This window comes from Falsirhodobacter halotolerans (assembly GCF_022899245.1).
GTDB classification, from domain to species: Bacteria; Pseudomonadota; Alphaproteobacteria; order Rhodobacterales; family Rhodobacteraceae; genus Falsirhodobacter; species Falsirhodobacter halotolerans.
The window spans coordinates 2,518,697-2,535,538 of sequence record NZ_JALJAZ010000001.1 but is presented as its reverse complement, the minus strand read 5'-3'; the positions used below and the strand labels follow the sequence as shown (position 1 = coordinate 2,535,538).

Genomic DNA, 16,842 nt, shown 5'->3' with positions numbered 1-16,842 from the left:
TAACCTGCCCGCCATGCCCCGGCAATCCCGCGCCCCCATCCTTCTGATCCGGCCCGAACCGCAGAACGCGGCCTTTGCGGCGCGCCTGGCGGCGCCGGTGGTGCGCGCGCCCCTGTTCGACATGCGTCGCCTGACGCCCGACCTGCCCCCGGCGGCGGCGGTCGTCTTCACGTCCGCCAATGCCATCGTCCCGCCCGCCGTGGCCCCCCGCGCCTGGTGCGTGGGCGACCGGACGGCGGATGCGGCGCGGCGGGCGGGATACGACGCCATCTCGGCCCAAGGCGATGCGGAGGCGTTGGTGGCGGCGATCCTTGCGTCGAACGAACGGGGGCCGCTGCTGCACCTGCGCGGGCGGGACAGTCGGGGCGACGTGGCCCGCCGCCTGACGGATGCGGGCGTCCCGACCGTCGAACGGGTGATCTACGACATGCAGCCCCGGCCCCTTTCACCCGAAGGGCAGGCCCTTCTGGATGGCGCGGCGCCGGTGATCGTGCCCCTGTTCTCGCCCGCCGCCGCGGGCCGGTTCGCGGCGGTGGCGGCGGGGGCCCGCGCGCCGTTGTGCCTGCCCTGCCTCAGCCCCGCCGTCGCAAGGGCGGCCCCGCCGGGCCTTGTGCGGGTCTGCCCCCGCCCGGACGCCGCCGCCATGCTGGAGGCAATCCTTGCGATGCGGGCACTTGAGACATCGGGGCGGTAGGGCTAGTTTCCTTACCATCCCGGCCCTTTCCAAGGCCCGACCCCTGCGAGACAAGCGAAAGGCATGGCATGGCAAACGAGGATACGCGCCCCGAGACGTCCGATCCGTCCAAGGCGTCCGACCCCAAGGACAAGGTGCCTGCGGCGGCCGCAGGGGGCGATGCCAAGGCCGGTGCGCCCCCCGACCTGACCTCGGACCCGGTGGCGGACGCGCCCTCGACCACGCCCGCCCCTGCGGCGTCCGATGACCCGATGGGCCAGGACGCGCCGGGGCCCAAGCCCTCCGTGCCGCCCACGCTGACCCATTCCGCCGAACCCCATGCCGAGGCGCATGAACGCCCCCCCGTCTTTCTGCCCCTGATGCTGGGCGGGATCGTGGCGGCGGTGATCGGCTTCGGTCTTGCGCGCTACATCCCCGGCGGCTGGCCCATTCAGGACACATCCGCCCTGCGGACCGAGATCCAGCGTCAGGCGCAGGAGATCACCTCGCTGCGCGACAGGGTCGACGCGCTGACCATGCCCGACCTCGCCCCGCTGGAGGAACGTCTGACCGCGCTGGAAGGCGGGCAGGGCCGCATCGACGATCTGCAGGCCCAGATCGAGGAGTTGCGCAACCGCGCCCCCACCGCCAGCGCCGAAATCCCGCCCGACCTTCAGGCCGCGATCGACGACACGCAGCGCCAGTTGGCCGACGCCCGGTCCGAGGCCGAACGCCTGCGCAACGAGGCCGAAAGCGCGGGCCGCGCGAATATCGTCGCGGCCGCCTTGTCGCGCATCGCGGGTGCGGTGGACGGCGGTATGCCCTTCGGGTCGGCCGTCAGCGACCTGCGCAACGCCGGGAAGGACGTGCCCTCCGCCCTGTCGGATGTCGCAAATTCGGGGGTGCCGACGCTGGCGGCGCTTGAGGACTCGTTCCCCGACGCGGCGCGCGCGGCGATCGACGCCTCGCTTAAGGCGGACGGGGGCGCGGGCTGGGCCGACCGGGCGGGCGCGTTCCTGCGCGCGCAGACCGGCGCGCGGTCCCTGACCCCGCGCGAAGGCAACGCCCCCGACGCCATCCTGTCGCGCGCCGAGGCCGCCTTGCGGTCCGGCGATCTGCAAGGGGCCCTGCGCGAGATCGGGACCCTGCCGCTGGAAGGCCAGTCGGCCATGTCCGACTGGCGGGCCAAGGCCGAACAGCGCATCGCCGCGCAGGACGCGCTGAGCGGTCTCGCCTCCTCCGGGGGGGCGAACTGAATGATCTGGTCGCTTATCAAGATCCTTGTTTTCATCGGCGTGATCGCGGGCCTCAGCCTGTCGGCCAGCTGGATGCTGGACAATGGCGGCGGCCTGCGGCTGACCGTGTCGGATTGGGAATTCACGCTGGGCCCGGTGCAGGTGCTGATCGCGGCCTTCGTGCTGATCGTCCTGTTGTGGGTGCTGTTGAAGCTGGCGGGCCTTCTGGTCGCGGTGCTGCGGTTCCTGAACGGGGATGAGACGGCCTTGACCCGCCATTTCCAGCGCAACCGTGACAGAAAGGGGCGCGAGGCGGTGTCGGACGCCTATCTCGCGCTCGCCTCGGGCGAACCGAAGCTGGCGCTGACCCGCGCGGAAAAGGCCCGCAAGCTGCTGGACCGGTCCGACATGACGACCCTTCTGGTGGCGCAGGCGGCCGAGGCGGCGGGCGAGCGCGACAAGGCGGAGGAGGCGTGGAAAGCGCTTCTGGCGCAAGACCGCACGCGGTTCGTCGGCATTCGCGGCCTGATGCGTCAGCGGCTGGAGCAGGGCGACACCGTCACCGCGCTGAAGCTGGCCGAAAAGGCCTTCGCGCTGAAACCCAAGCACCCCGAAACGCAGGACGTCCTGCTGAAGCTGCAGGCCGAAACCGCCGATTGGCAGGGGGCGCGGCAAACGCTGGAGGCCAAGCGCAAGCAGGGGACCCTGCCCAAGGCGGTGTTCCAGCGGCGCGACGCGATCCTGGCCTTGCAGCAGGCGCGGACCGTGATCGAGGACGACGCCTCGATCGAGGCGCGCGAGGCGGCGATCGAGGCCAACAAACTGTCGCCCGACCTCATTCCCGCCGCCGTCATGGCCGCCCGCAGCTATATCGCCCAGGGCAACACCCGCCACGCCGCCCGCATCCTGCGCAAGGCGTGGGAGGTGCAGCCCCATCCCGATCTGGCCGCCGCCTTTGCCGAGATCGCCCCGGACGAGACGCCCCGCCAGCGCCTGCAACGCTTCGGGCCGCTGACCGACGTGCGCGCCGACACGCCCGAGGCGATGATGCTGAAGGCCGAACTGGCCATCGCCGCCGAGGAATTCCCCGAGGCGCGCCGCGCCATCGGTCGCCTGCCCTTCGACCATCCCACCGTCCGTTCGCTGACCATCATGGCCGCGATCGAACGTGGCGAAGGGGCGGAGGATGCCGTGGTGCGCGGCTGGTTGACCCGCGCCCTGACCGCGCCGCGCGGGCCGCAATGGTGCTGCGACAAATGCCAGACGGTCCATGCCCAATGGACGCCGATCTGCGATCAGTGCGGCGGGTTCGACACCCTGTCCTGGCGCGAACCGGCGGACACCGCGGGCCCGTCGGCCACGGGGACCGAACTGCTGCCCCTGATCGTCGGCGGGCCGGAGCCGCGGGTCGTGAACCCCGATCCCGCCGCGGTGGACGATCCTGGGACGCACAAACCCGCAATCTGACCCGCCGGGGGCGCCACCGCCCCCGCAAAAAGCGTCTTGTGCCGCGCCCGCTGTCATAGTAGGTGCTGCACCCAGAAGAAGGCCGCTGTAGCTCAGCTGGTAGAGCACGTCATTCGTAATGATGGGGTCGGGGGTTCGAGTCCCTTCAGCGGCACCACTCTTCTGTCCGGCGACATCGCAGGCTCGCCAAACCCTCCCAGCTTTCCACCCGATGCGCGATCTTTCGCGCAGGGAATGGCAAAGGCGCTGCGGGCTTCCCATGTGATGCGCAGTCCTTGATCCACGGGTGCCCGATGCCGTCCCTGCCGTTTTCCGACATGGCCGCCCTGCGCTTCGGCCACGGGTTGTCCCCCCGCCACGCGGCGCCTGCGGATGCGGCGGCGATGCTGTTGGCGTTGGACGGCCCCGATGCGATGCGGGACCGTTGGCCCATGATCGCCGAAGGGCAGGGCGCGGACCTGCGGGAACGGTTCATCAAGACCCGTCAGGCTCGCCGCACCGGAGGTGAGGCGGCCCGCCGCGCCCATCTTGCCGTGCGCAACGAGGTGAACGCCCTGACCCAACGCAGCGTCGTCGCGCGATTCGGCCGCATTCTGGACGCGCCCGACACGTTCCGCGAACGGCTGCATCAATTCTGGGCGGATCATTTCACCACATCGGGCGCGGATCCCAGCCATCGCGCCACGCAGTTGGAGCATGTGGATCTGGCCATTCGCCCACATATCACCGGGCGGTTCGCCGATCTGCTTCTGGCGGCGGACACGCATCGGATGATGCTGATGTATCTGGACCAGAGCGCCTCGCGCGGGCCGAACTCGCCCCAGGCCAAACGGCGGGGCGGCGGGGTGAACGAAAATCTGGCGCGCGAGGCGATCGAGTTGCATACGCTGGGCGTCGGGGCGGCCTATACCCAGGACGACGTGCGGCAACTGGCCCTGCTGCTGACGGGGATGGGCGACGACAAGACCGCCACCGTATTCCGCCGCGACTGGGCCGAACCGGGGGCGGAGACGGTTTTGGGCCGCACCTATGGCGGGCCGGGCCGGATCGAACCGCCCATCCGGCAGGTCTTCGTCGATCTGGCTCGCCACCCCGACACGGCGCGGCATCTGGCCCGCAAGCTGGCCGTGCATTTCGTGGCCGACACCCCCGAGGACGATCTGGTGGAGGCGATGGCCGCCGCCTATGCCGCCCATGACACCGCGCTGATGCCGGTTTACGAGGTGCTGCTGACCCATCCCGCCGCGCAGGGGCCGGTGGGTGCCAAGGCACGCCAGCCCTTCGATTGGCTGGCCACGGCCATGCGCGGTCTGGGGGTGGACGGGGCGACGCTGGCTGCGCTGCGCCCCCGCGATCTGCAACGCCATCTCATCCTGCCGATGACCCGCATGGGCCAACGCTGGCAGGTGCCCCCCGGCCCCGACGGCTGGCCCGAAGGGATGGCGGACTGGCTGACGCCGCCCGGTCTGGCCGAACGGATCGGCTGGGCCATGTCCACCCCCGCGCATCTGGTGGACCCGCTGCCCGACCCCCGCGCGCTGGTGGAAGCCGTCGTGCCCGAGGCCGAGCGGGCGGTGCTGGCCCGTCTTGTGCCGCGCGCGGAGCAGCGCAGCGACGGTGTGGCGCTCGTCCTCGCCTCGCCCGGTTTCAACACGCGATAGGAGAGGATCATGCTGAATCGTCGTCTGTTCCTGCAAGGCTCGGCGCTGCTTGGATGCTCGGCCGCGGCGCATCCGTTTCTGAGCACGGTCGCCCTGGCCGAGGCGCCGGGCGACAACCGGCTGGTCGTCATCATCCTGCGCGGGGCGATGGACGGGTTGGACGTGGTCCAGCCTTACGGCGACGCGGCCTTGCGCGCGTTGCGCCCGACCCTGTCCGTGGGGCCGGAGGGCGGGGCCTTCGATCTGGACGGCTTTTACGCCATGCACCCGGCCCTGGCCCCCCTGCGCCCGTTATGGGCGGCGGGAGAGTTGGGATTCGTGCAGGCCGTCTCCACCCCCTATCGCGACAAGCGCAGCCATTTCGACGGGCAGGACCTGTTGGAGGCGGGCACCGGCATGGATGTGCCCGCCCATCTGCGGCGCGACGGCTGGCTGAACCGTCTGTTGCAGGCGGTGCCGGGGGTGCGGTCGCAGACCGCCTATTCCGTGGGGGCGGAGGCGATGCCGGTGCTGGCGGGGGGCGCGCCCTTCTCCAGCTGGGCGCCCGAAACGAAGCTGGTGCTGGACGGGCAGGCGCAGCGTCTGTTCGACGAATTGTATCACGACGACCCCCGTTTCGCCGTCCCCGCCGCCGAGGCGCTGGCCATCAGCCGCACCATGCCCGATCAGGCCGAGGGGGAGGGCCTGACGGCCATTGCCCGTTTCGCCGCCGCGCGCCTGCGGGAAGAGACGCGCATCGCCACCTTTTCCATCAACGGCTGGGACACGCATCGCGGTCAGAAGGGCGGCCTGACGCGCGGTCTTGGGCAGGTGTCGGACGTCGTCTTGACGTTGAAGGCGGGGCTGGGCCCGGACTGGGCGCGCACGACGGTGCTGGCGATGACCGAATTCGGGCGCATGGCGGCGGAAAACGGCGGCGGCGGCACCGATCACGGCACAGGGGGCGCGATGATCCTGGCGGGCGGCGCGGTGCGCGGCGGGCAGGTGTTCGGCCAATGGCCGGGCCTGGGCGACGGCGATCTTTATGCCGGCCGTGACCTGATGCCCACGGCGGATGTCCGCGCCTATGCCGGGTGGGCGATGCGCGGGCTGTTTGGGTTGGACCGCGCGGCGGTGGAGGGGGCGATCTTCCCCGGACTGGATCTGGGGGCCGATCCGCGCATCCTGGCGTGATCCTGCGCCGGAGGGTTGCGAATTCGCCGCGATTCGTTAGAGATTTTGCCGATCCTGCCTCTGATGGAACCATAAGTCCCCATGTCCGACATCGCCGACGCCACCGCCATCCCCGCCTCGCGCTACGACACGGGGGATGGGACGGACGCCTACTACCGGGCCGAGGCGGAGAAGGTCATCGCCATCTATCTGCGCCGGTTTCCGGGATACCGCGTGCGGCTGGTCCTGACCCGGGGAGATGATGCGGTGGGCAAGCCCGCCAAGATCGTGGCGGGTCATCACACGCTGGAACCCGACCACATTCGCGCCGAATGTCTGGGCGTGATCGAGGTGGGCCCGACCGACGCGCCCGCCCCCCGTGTCACGGCCCATGTCACGATCCCGCGGCCGCCCAACCCCGGCGAACTGGCGGGAGGCGAGGCGCCGTGGCTGCCCCGTTCCCGCGTGCTGCGCACCTTGGTGGACCGCGCGCCCATGGCCTATGAACGCCTGCGCTATGCCCGCGAGCGGATGGTGCAGGCGCGGGGCGCGCGCCATCCGTGGCGCAGCCTGCCGTTCGGGGGGCTGTCGCCCATCTTTCCCCATGCGGCGGAACCGGCGGCGGACCGTGCGCCCGCCATTCTGATCGGGATGCACTGGCTGGAAACCGGCGGAGCGGAGAAGCTGGCGCTGGACTGTGTTGCCTGGGCGCGGCAGATGGGGTTGCGCGTCTTCGTCGTGTGCGACGTGCCCGCCCTGCAACGACTGGCCCCCAAACTGGCCGAGGGGGTGGAGTTCATCCGGTTGGATCGTTACCTGCCCGCCGCCGAATGGCCGATCTTCGTCGAGGCGCTGGTGCGGGAGGAGAACATCCGCATCGTCCATATCCATCATTGTTCGGCGCTCTATGCCTGTGCGGCGCAGTTGCGGGCGATGACGCCCTGGGTGCGCATCATCGATTCCACGCATGTGGTGGAATATGCCGATGGCGGATATGTGCGGATGGCCGGGGTCTGGTCGAACTATATCCACGCGCATCACGTGATCAGCCGCCAGCTGCGCGACACGCTGACGTCGCGGTTTGCCGCGACCGGGCGGGTGCATCTGGGGCGCATGTTGCCCGCCGGGGCCGAGGCCCTGCCCCCCGCCCGCCTGCAGGGCAAGGCCAAGACGATGTCCATCGCCTTTGTCGGGCGGCTTTATTACCAGAAGCGTCCGTTGACGGTGGTGCTGACGATGAAGGCGCTGGCCGATTGGGCAAAGGGCGCCGGGGTCGATCTGACCTTTGATTTCGTGGGCGAGGGGCCGTTCGCCCCCGCCGTGATCCAGATGCTGGGCCGTCTGGGCCTGCGCGACCGGGTGCGGATGCATCCCGCCGGCACCGATGTGCCCGCCCTTCTGGCGCGCACCGATATCCTGCTTCTGCCCTCGTCCAACGAAGGGCTTGCGCTGGTCTGTTACGAGGCGGTGGAGAAGGGGGCGATCCCGATTTCCACCGATGTGGGCGCGCAGGGGGAACTGATCCCACCTGCGCTTCTGGTGCCCCGCGATCCGGCCAAGGCGCGCCGTGCCACCGTGGCCGCCGTTCGGCGGTTGTGGGGCGATGACGCCTTCCGCATGGCGCAGGTGGCGGCGCTGCACGCCAACTATGCCGCCATCGCCGCCGATCCGCGGGCCGAAGACGTGATCAAGGCCCTTTATGCCGACGCGCTGGAGGGCACGGCATGAGAGGAACCGCCACCGCCGCCGTCATCGTCACTTTCAACCGGTCGGCCAAGCTGGTGCGCGTGATCGAGGCGTTGCAGGCCCAGACCGTGCGGCCCGATTTCATTCTGGTGATCGACAACGCCTCCACCGACGACACGGCCGAGGTGATGGGCCGCATGACCGACCCCACCCTTCGCCACATCCGCCTGCCGGAAAACATCGGCGGCGCGGGCGGGTTTCATGAAGGGATGCGGCTGGCCTATGAACAGGGGGCCGATTATCTCTGGATCAGCGATGACGACGCCTATCCCGAACCGGACGCGTTGAAAAAGCTGCTGGACGCGATCACGGGGTTCGAGGCGCGGTATCAGTGGCGTCCGTCATTCGCCTGTTCCAATGTAAAATGGATCGACGGATCGCATTGCGAGATGAACACCCCCGGCACGGTCTGGGACTGGCCGCGCTTTTACACGCCCGAAACGCCGTGGACGCTGGTCCGGTCCTGTTCCTTCGTGTCGGCGCTGGTGCCGCGCTGGGCGGTGACGGCGCATGGCCTGCCGATCCGGGACTACTTCATCTGGTATGACGATGCCGAATACACGCAGCGCATCGCCCGATCCTATCCCGGCATCTTCGTGCCCGACAGTCTGGTGGTGCATGACACGCCGGACAATGCGGGCGTGAACTATGGCCTGATCACCGACAAGAACGTGTGGAAATTCCGCTATGGCGCGCGGAACGAGACATCGTTTCGCAAGCGCGAACAGGGATGGCCGGGCGTGGCGCAGTTCGTCTGGCAAATCTATCGCCAGATGCGGGGCGGTCAGGTGGCAAAGCCCCTGCAACGCCAGATCTGGAAGGCGGTGTGGACCGGCCTGCGCTTTCGGCCCCCGATCCAGATGGCCGAGCTACAAAAGGAAGTCGTCCGCCCCGAGTGAGCCCACGTGGTTCAGCAGGATCTGCATGTCGGCCACCCCGTCGCCGTTCAGGTCCACAACCACCATCCGGTGATTGCCCGCGCCGGTGTGGCGCACCTCCGCCCCGCCATGGCCGGAGAATTCGTTTGTGCCGATGAAGGACATGCTGGCCCCGGCCTTCAGGATGCCGCTCAGATCGATCTTGTCCATGCCGCGGTGAAAATCGGTGATCGTGTCGCGCCCCTGACCCACGGGGCTTTCGCCCCGCGCGCGAAAGACGAAGACATCCGCCCCGCCGCCGCCCGTCAGCGTGTCCGACCCCAATCCGCCATACAGGATGTCCCGGCCGTTGCCCCCGCTCAGGACATCGTGGCCCTTGCCGCCATCCAGCGTATCGTTGCCCGGGCCGCCCAGCAGCGTATCGGCCCCCTTGCCCCCGACCAGCAGATCGTGACCGCCCCCCCCGACCAGACGGTCGCGCCCGTCGCCCCCCAGAAGCGCGTCGTTTCCGGGGCCGCCCAGAAGGGTGTCATGGCCGCCGTTGCCTTCCAGCGTGTCATTGCCGCTGCCCCCCACCAGCTTGTCATTGCCGCCGCCCCCGCGCAGCAGATCGTCGCCGTGCCCCCCTTGCAGCAGGTCGTTGCCGCTGCCCCCGAACAGGGTGTCGTTGCCCGGCCCCCCGCGCAGCGTGTCCGCACCCGCGCCGCCGTCAAGAACGTCGTTGCCCAGATCTCCGATCAGCAGATCGTCGCCATCGCCCCCGTTCAGCAGGTCGTTGCCGGATCCCCCGTCCAGCGTGTCGTTGCCGCTGCCTCCGATCAACGTGTCGTCCCCCGTCCCGCCGATCAGAAGGTCGCGGTCGTCCCCCCCCTCCAGCAGATCGTTGCCGTCGCCCCCGATCAGGGTGTCGTTGCCCGCATCGCCGCGCAGCGTGTCGTTGCCGTTTCCCCCGACAAGGCTGTCATGGCCGTCGCCCCCGATCAGCAGATCGTCGCCGTCGCCCCCGTCCAGGCGGTCATTTCCGGTGCCGCCAAGAAGCGTATCGTTGCCGCTTCCTCCGATCAGGGTGTCGTTGCCGGATCCCCCGTCCAGCAGGTCGTCACCTTCGCCCCCGTCCAGATGGTCATTGCCGCCGTTGCCATAAAGGGAATCGTTTCCCCGCCCCCCGGACAGGGTGTCGTTGCCCGACATGCCGATGATCCGGTCGTTGCCGTGGCCCCCCGTGACGGGGCGCAAGGGCGGGGGGGGCACCTCCACCGAGGGGGGGCGTTCGGGCAGGACGGGGGGAATGCGGGTGCCGTCCACCAGATCCTCCAGCGTCAGGCGTGCGGGATCGATGGGCTTGCCGTTGGACGAGATGACGTGCAGCACCTCCTTGCCGTATTCCACGCGAAACCCGTTGGCGGTCTTGACGATGACCAGTTGGGACAGATCGCGGATCAACCCCCAGGAGGAGATGTCGATCCGGTCCACCCCCAGCTGGAAATCGGTGATCGTGTCGGCCCGCCCGTCGGCGCGCAGCACGAAGACATCCGCCCCCGCGCCCCCGGTCAGCCGGTCCACCCCCGCCCCGTCCACGATGACGTCGCCCTTGGCGGTGCCGGACACGGACCCGCCGCCCGCCGGGGCGCTGCGCACCACGCCGTCGGGCAGGGCGGCGCGCATATGCGTGACCCCGTTCTCGCTGCCCGAGGAGATGAAGATGTCGAGCATCCCGCCCGACACCCGCGCGACGATGGAGGCGACGTTGTCCAGCCCCATGGATTGTGTGTCGACCAGCGTGCCGACGGACAAGAGCCGCCCGTCCGGCAGCAGGCGGAACAGGGTGATCCCGTCATCCGCGCCCCCCACCAGAACCCAGACATTGCCGCCCCCGCTCACCACCTCCAGCGCGGTGGCGCCGGCGAAACGGGTGTTCAGATCGTCCAGCACATGATCGGTCGGGGTCATGGTGCCGCCCGCCCCCACGCGCACGACGCTGAGCGATCCGGACCCGGCGGCGCTGACGATCAGGAAAGTGGTGCCGTTCAGGGTCACCGCCTCCACCCCCGTGGGGTCGGAGATCCACAACCCCTTGTCCGGGCCGATGCTGTGCTTGGCCGACAGGGTGCCGTTGGGGTTCACCGCCCAGGCCGACAGGCCGGTTTCCCGCCCCGTGCCCAGCGTGAAGAGATAGGTCTGTCCCCCCACCTTGCCCACGGCGGTGTCGGTCACGTCGAAGGCGTTGACATGCTCCGTATCGCGCCAGGTGCGGGCCTGCTGCAACGTGCCGTCGGCATTGAAGATCAGGGTGCCCAGACCCCGATCCTCGGCCAGGCCGCCATAGACGGCGGTGCGCCCATCGGCCAGGGTGACCGTCGAGGCGTGAACCAGATCGCCCCCCTTCAACCCGTCCGGCGTGCCCAGGGATATGGCCGTGTCCAGCGATCCGTCGGGCTTGATCTTGCGCAGATACATCCCCCCGGTGCCACCGCCGCCGTAAAGCAGCGCGCTGCCGCCGTTCATGCCGATGAAGGCAAGGCTGGTGTCCACCCCCGCGCCCCCGGCGGTGCGCAATTGCGGGATGGCGCTGCCCATCGCGCTCAGGCCCTTGCCGTCCACCGCCCAGGTGGCCAGCGTGCCGCCGTAATGCGTGGCGCCGTAAAGGACGGTCTTGCCCCCGACGTCCAGAAGGCGGAGATCGTCGAACAGCCCCGCACCATTGCCGCTTTTTGCGTGTCCCACCAGCGTCCACATGCCACACACTCACCCGTCGAAACCCGTAGGATCAGGATATGGGCCGGTCGGCGCATTGGAGCGTCGGCGGTGGGGCATGTTCGTGACCTATGCCTCAAATCGCGCGGGTTCTGGAAAGGTTCTGGAAAGGTGCGCCGGGGACGAAGGCTGGAAACCTGTCACATTCCCGCGGTAAGGTGGCGAACCAACCCTTGCCGAGGACGCGCCCCATGCCCACCATCCTGACCCGCCGCACGCTGCTATTGTCGGGGGCCGCCGGGGCCGTGACCCTGCTGCATCCGTTCACCGCGCGGGCCGGGGCGGGGCAGGCGCATCTGCGCATCCTGGCGACGACCGACCTGCATTGCCACGTTCAGCCCTATGACTATTTCGCGGATCGTCCGATCGACACGGCGGGTCTGGCCCGCACGGCCACGATCCTGACCGGATTGCGGGCCGAGGCCGCCAATTCCATCACCGTGGACAACGGCGATTACCTGCAGGGCAATCCGATGGGCGACTGGGCCGCGCAGGACGGGATGGCGCGCGGCGTGCATCCCGTGATCGCGGGGATGAACGCGGTCGGCTATGACGCGGGCACGCTGGGCAATCACGAATTCAATTATGGCGTGCCGTTTCTGGAACGGGTGAATGCGGGGGCGGATTTTCCGATCGTCTGCGCCAATGTGGCGCGCACATTGGGCGACACGCCGCTGGAGGACGATCTTCTGGCCCGCCCCTATGTCATTCTGGAGCGTGAGATCACCGATGGCGCGGGCAGGACGTCGCCGTTGCGCATCGGCATCGTCGGGTTCGTCCCGCCGCAGGTCATGCAATGGGACCGCGCCCATCTGGAAGGACACTATGCGGCGCGCGACATCCTTGAGGCCGCAGAGGCATGGATTCCCGAAATGCGCGCGGCGGGGGCGGAGGTCGTGGTGGCGCTGTGCCATTCCGGCATCGACATGGCCGACCGGACGCCGATGATGGAAAACGCCGCCCTCCACCTGGCGCAGGTGGAGGGGGTGGACGCGCTGGTTCTGGGCCATGCGCATGGCACGTGGCCGTCCGACGAGTATTCCGGTGCGGGTCTGGACCGGCGCAACGGCCAGATTCACGGGGTGCCGGCGGTCATGGCGGGATTCTGGGGCTCGCATCTGGGGATGATCGACCTGCTGCTGGCGCGGGAGGGCGACCGTTGGACCGTGGCGCAGGGGGAGACCGCGCTTTATGCCATCTCGGCCCGGGCCGAGGATCGGTCCGTCAAGCCGCTGGTCGAAGATTTCGCCCCCGCCATCGCCGCCACGGCGGACGCGCATACGGCGACGCTGGCCTATGTCCGGGCCGAGGTGGGGCAGTCGGACGCCCCCCTGCACAGCTATTTCGCGCAGGTGGCCGACGATCCGTCGGTGCAGATCGTCGGTCTGGCGCAAAGCTGGTATGTCGCGCAGCAATTGCAGGGGACCGAACACGCGGATCTGCCGTTGCTGTCCGCCGCGGCCCCCTTCAAGGCGGGCGGGCGCGGGGGCCCCGACTATTACACCGACGTGCCGGCGGGTCCGGTGGCGATCAAGAACGTGGCCGATCTTTATCTTTATCCCAACACGCTGTGCGCCGTGCGCATCACCGGGGCGCAGCTGGCCGACTGGCTGGAACGCTCGGCCGGGGCGTTCAACCGGATCGAGGCCGGGGGGACGGATCAGCCGCTGCTGAACCCCGATTTCCGGTCGTATAATTTCGACGTGATCGACGGCGTGACCTATCGCATCGACGTGACGCAGCCGTCGCGCTTCGACGCCGACGGGGCGCTGGCGGATGAAGGCGCGCACCGCATCGTCGATCTGGCCTGGAACGGGCAGCCCGTCGCGCCGGATCAGGAATTCGTGGTGGCCACCAACAACTACCGCGCCTCGGGCGGGGGAAGTTTCGCGGGCGCGGATGGCAGCACCACGATCTTCGCGGCCCCCGACACCAACCGCGACATCGTCGTGCGGTATATCCGGGATCAGGGAACGATCCGGCCCGCGGCGGACGGCAACTGGTCCTTTGCCCCGGCGGCGGGCGCGACCGTCCTGTTCGACACCGGCCCCGGGGCCGCCACCTATCTGGACGAGGTGCGCGCCCGGGGTCTGGCGCTGGAGGAGGCGGGCCGGACCGAGGATGGCTTTGTCACCTATCGCCTGACGCTGTGACGGCGGACGGGTTCATCGCCCATCTGGCGGCCCATCCCACGGCCAGCGCGGCGTTGGCGGCGTGGTGTCGGGGGCGTCTGGCGGGCGACACGCTTGTGGCGCGGGTGATCTTCGACGTGCCCTGCGGCGCGGCGGACGTGCCGTTGACCGGCATGCTGCACCATCGCCGCGTGGCGTTGGCCTGGGGCACGACCTGCGTGTCCGAGGCGGAGAACTGGTATCGCCCCGCCAGCCTGCCCCCCGATCTGGCGGCGGCTCTGGCGGGGGACCGGCCTTTCGGCACGCTGATCGCCCCCCTGCACCCCCAACGCCGCGTGACGCGGATGGAACCGGGGCAGGGCGACGTGTTCCTGCATGTGGAGGCGATCCTGTCCCTGCCCGGTCAGGGCGACATCGCCTTTGTGCGGGAACGGTATCGCCGCGATCTTCTGGGGCCCGGCTGATCCGGCCCTATCTGTGTTCAAACAACCGGAACCCCGTGACATGAGCCTTTTCGACCGTCCCCCGACCCGTTACGCCATCTACTATGTTCCGCCCCCCGGTCCCTTCGCCCGATGGGGCGCGGAATGGCTGGGCTGGGATGCCGAGGCGGGGTGCCGCCTGTCCCATCCCCTGTCCACCGACGCGCTGGTGGCCCCGGCGCGGAAATACGGGTTTCACGCCACGCTGAAGGCGCCGTTCCGGCTGGTGGGCCCGCCCGAGGATCTGGAGGCGGCGGTGAACGATCTGGCCCACCGTCTGTCGCCTGTTTTCCCCGGTGCGCTTGGGCTGGCGCGGCTGGGGACGTTTCTCGCGCTGGTGCCGCAGGGGGACACCCGCGCGCTGAACGATCTGGCGGGGCAGGTGGTGGCCTTCCTCGATCCGTTCCGCGCCCCCCTGACCGAAGCCGAGATCGCGCACCGCAAGCCCGAACGCCTGACCCCGAAGCAACGGCTGCTTCTGGACCGCTGGGGCTATCCCAAGGTCATGGAGGAGTTCCGTTTCCACATGACCCTGACCGGCCCCTGCGATCTTGCCCCCGAGGCGCTGGCCCCGCATCTGGAGCCTGTGTTGCCGGACCCCTTCACCGTGGACAGCCTGTGTCTGATGGGCGAGGGGGAGGACGGGATGTTCCGGCTGATAAGGCGCTATCCCCTGTCACGCTCCCCCTGAAGGCGGCGCAGGGTTTCGGGATCGGGGCCGTCGAAGAAGGCGGCCAGAACCTCACCGAAAGACGGCTCGCCCGCCGCTTGGAACAAGGTGGCGCAGGATCGCAGCTTCAGTGCGTCGATGCCGCCCAGGATCGTCTCGGCCCGCCGGTCCCGATGCTGCATCAGCGCCGCCGCCATCTGCGCCAGACGGTCCCCCAGAACCGGATCGGCCCGATAGGCCCGCGCCTCGGCCAGCCCGTCAAGGCCGTAGCGTTCGGCCATGGCCGAATGCCCCAGACCGCGCAGTTGCGGCAGCACGAACCACATCCAGTGCGTCCGCTTGGCACCGGCGCGGATCTCCTCCAGCGGGGCGGGCCAGATCGCGTCCTGCGCCGTTCGGAACCGGGTCAGATCCGTCATGAAACCTCCGTCATGGGCGATTATGCCGAGATTTGACGAGCGCCCACGCCCGACCCATGTTGTGCGGGGTATCCAGCAAAGGCAACCCCGACCCATGAACGAGATCCTGACCCCCGGACGCAACGCATGGCGGGTCGAAGAGGCCGACAACGTCGCCGTCATCATCGATGCCGAGGATTACTTTCACGCCGCCCGCGACGCGATGATGCGCGCGCGCCATTCGATCATGATGGTCGGCTGGGATTTCGACGCCCGCATCCGGTTCGATTCGCCGGGACATTCGGATGACGGCCCCGACCGTCTGGGCGATTTCGTCCTGTGGCTGGTGGATCGGACGCCCGGGCTGGAAATCCGCCTGCTGCAGTGGAATTCGGGCATGATGAAGAACTGGTTCCGCGGCACCAACGCCTGGTATCTGGCGCGGTGGAAGATGCACAAGCGCATCACCGCACGGATGGACGGGATGCATCCGCCCGCCGGATCCCATCACCAGAAACTGCTGATCGTGGACGATTCGCTGGCCTTTTGCGGCGGGATCGACATGACCGTGAAACGCTGGGACACCCGCGCCCATGCGGATGACGAACCGGGCCGCGTCTCACCCTCGGGGCGCAAGCTGGAACCTTGGCACGATTGCGCGGCGCTGGTGGACGGTCCCGCCGCCAAGGCCCTGGCCGAGGTGGGCCGCCGCCGCTGGCAACGCGCCACGGGCGAAACCTTGGAAGCCGCGACCACGCCCGCGCTGGACTGGCCGGACAGGGTGCGCCCGCTGGCCCGCCATGCGCGTGTCGCCGTCAGCCGCAGCCGCCCCGAAATGACCGACCAGACCCCCGTGCGCGAAATCGAGGCGCTTTATCTTGACCTGATCGCGCAGGCCAAGCGGGTGATCTATGCCGAAAGCCAGTATTTCGCCTCGCGCCGGATCGCGGTGGCCCTGTCGAGGCGGCTGGAGGAGCCGGACGGGCCGGAGGTGGTGATCCTGAATCCCCACACCGCCGACGGCTGGCTGGAGCCTTTGGCGATGGACACGGCGCGCGCGCGGCTGATCCAGTCGTTGCGCCAGCATGATCCCCATGGGCGGCTGGCCGTCTATCACCCCGTGACGGCGGCGGAAAAGCCGATCTATGTCCATGCCAAGCTGATGATCGTGGATGATCGGTTTCTGCGGATCGGGTCGTCGAATTTCAACAACCGCTCCATGCGGCTGGATTCGGAATGCGACGTGGCGCTGGACGCCGCGCAGGATGCCAGCGGCGACATGAGGCGGGCGCTGATGGCGCTGCGCGATGATCTTCTGGCCGAACATCTGGGATGCGATGCGGCCCGGGTGACGGCGGAAATCGCGCGGCACGGATCGGTCATCGCCGCGATCGAGGCGCTGCGGGGGCCGGGGCGGTCGCTCGTCCCCTATGAGGTGCCCGACCTGAACGCGGTGGAGGAATGGCTGGCCGACAACGAGATACTGGACCCTGACGGCCCCGAGGAGATGTTCGAGGCGCCCGGCAAACGGGGACTGTTCCGGGGTCGCCTGCGCTCTCCCGCCGGGGACTGAACGCGGCGGGGAACGGGGCGT

The 16,842-nt window shown here is 69.2% G+C and carries 13 protein-coding genes and 1 tRNA gene; 12 read left to right on the top strand and 2 right to left on the bottom strand.

Features of this window, described 5'->3' with window-relative positions; all coding sequences use genetic code 11:
- The first annotated feature begins 13 nt into the window (after nucleotides 1–13).
- The 8 genes from MU449_RS13210 to MU449_RS13175 all read left to right on the top strand — a co-directional run bounded on the left by MU449_RS13210 (nucleotide 14) and on the right by MU449_RS13175 (nucleotide 8,833).
- Complete coding sequence (locus MU449_RS13210) at nucleotides 14–694, top strand: uroporphyrinogen-III synthase (RefSeq protein WP_244738836.1); 681 nt, start codon at nucleotides 14–16, stop codon at nucleotides 692–694.
- 68 nt (nucleotides 695–762) lie between these two features.
- Entirely contained in the window at nucleotides 763–1,929 is a 1,167-nt protein-coding gene (locus tag MU449_RS13205; RefSeq protein WP_244738835.1) for a COG4223 family protein, read from the top strand.
- Entirely contained in the window at nucleotides 1,930–3,375 is a 1,446-nt protein-coding gene (locus MU449_RS13200; RefSeq protein ID WP_244738834.1) for a heme biosynthesis protein HemY, read from the top strand.
- 81 nt (nucleotides 3,376–3,456) lie between these two features.
- A tRNA-Thr gene (locus MU449_RS13195) sits at nucleotides 3,457–3,532 on the top strand.
- 136 nt (nucleotides 3,533–3,668) lie between these two features.
- Nucleotides 3,669–5,036: a DUF1800 domain-containing protein gene (locus MU449_RS13190; protein ID WP_244738832.1), complete on the top strand. Its 1,368-nt coding sequence runs from the start codon at nucleotides 3,669–3,671 to the stop codon at nucleotides 5,034–5,036.
- Nucleotides 5,037–5,045: 9 nt separating this feature from the next.
- Nucleotides 5,046–6,209 carry a DUF1501 domain-containing protein gene (locus MU449_RS13185; RefSeq protein WP_244738830.1) on the top strand — a complete coding sequence of 388 codons (1,164 nt, stop codon included), beginning with the start codon at nucleotides 5,046–5,048 and terminating at the stop codon, nucleotides 6,207–6,209.
- Between the two features lie 81 nt (nucleotides 6,210–6,290).
- Nucleotides 6,291–7,916, top strand: coding sequence for a glycosyltransferase (locus MU449_RS13180; RefSeq protein ID WP_244738828.1), 1,626 nt, complete (start codon nucleotides 6,291–6,293; stop codon nucleotides 7,914–7,916).
- The gene (locus tag MU449_RS13175) at nucleotides 7,913–8,833 is read left to right on the top strand and encodes a glycosyltransferase family 2 protein (RefSeq protein ID WP_244738827.1); all 921 of its coding nucleotides are present in this window, start codon (nucleotides 7,913–7,915) and stop codon (nucleotides 8,831–8,833) included. The genes MU449_RS13180 and MU449_RS13175 overlap by 4 nt, the downstream gene beginning before the upstream one ends.
- Here MU449_RS13175 and MU449_RS15885 read toward each other — a convergent pair.
- Nucleotides 8,804–11,536 (bottom strand): calcium-binding protein, encoded by a 2,733-nt coding sequence (locus tag MU449_RS15885; protein WP_342345659.1) that lies wholly within the window; start codon nucleotides 11,534–11,536, stop codon nucleotides 8,804–8,806. The two genes, MU449_RS13175 and MU449_RS15885, sit on opposite strands and share 30 nt — an antisense overlap.
- A gap of 221 nt (nucleotides 11,537–11,757) precedes the next feature.
- On the opposite strand from MU449_RS15885, the gene MU449_RS13155 reads away from it, so the two are divergent.
- Genes MU449_RS13155 through MU449_RS13145 form a run of 3 tightly spaced genes read left to right on the top strand, consistent with a single transcriptional unit; the run spans nucleotide 11,758 to nucleotide 14,871 of the window.
- Nucleotides 11,758–13,719, top strand: a complete 1,962-nt coding sequence (locus tag MU449_RS13155; RefSeq protein ID WP_244738825.1) for a bifunctional 2',3'-cyclic-nucleotide 2'-phosphodiesterase/3'-nucleotidase — start codon at nucleotides 11,758–11,760, stop codon at nucleotides 13,717–13,719.
- Entirely contained in the window at nucleotides 13,716–14,162 is a 447-nt protein-coding gene (locus MU449_RS13150; RefSeq protein WP_244738823.1) for a hypothetical protein, read from the top strand. Before MU449_RS13155 ends, MU449_RS13150 begins: the two co-directional genes overlap by 4 nt.
- 40 nt (nucleotides 14,163–14,202) lie before the next feature.
- Nucleotides 14,203–14,871, top strand: coding sequence for a DUF1045 domain-containing protein (locus tag MU449_RS13145; RefSeq protein ID WP_244738822.1), 669 nt, complete (start codon nucleotides 14,203–14,205; stop codon nucleotides 14,869–14,871).
- Here the strand turns inward: MU449_RS13145 and MU449_RS13140 are convergent.
- A complete protein-coding gene (locus tag MU449_RS13140; protein WP_244738819.1) occupies nucleotides 14,847–15,269 on the bottom strand; it encodes a DUF1810 domain-containing protein in 423 nt (140 codons plus the stop codon). The two genes, MU449_RS13145 and MU449_RS13140, sit on opposite strands and share 25 nt — an antisense overlap.
- A gap of 94 nt (nucleotides 15,270–15,363) precedes the next feature.
- Between MU449_RS13140 and MU449_RS13135 the strand changes: the two genes are divergently transcribed.
- A complete protein-coding gene (locus MU449_RS13135) occupies nucleotides 15,364–16,821 on the top strand; it encodes a phospholipase D-like domain-containing protein (RefSeq protein ID WP_244738812.1) in 1,458 nt (485 codons plus the stop codon).
- The last annotated feature ends 21 nt before the right edge of the window (nucleotides 16,822–16,842 follow it).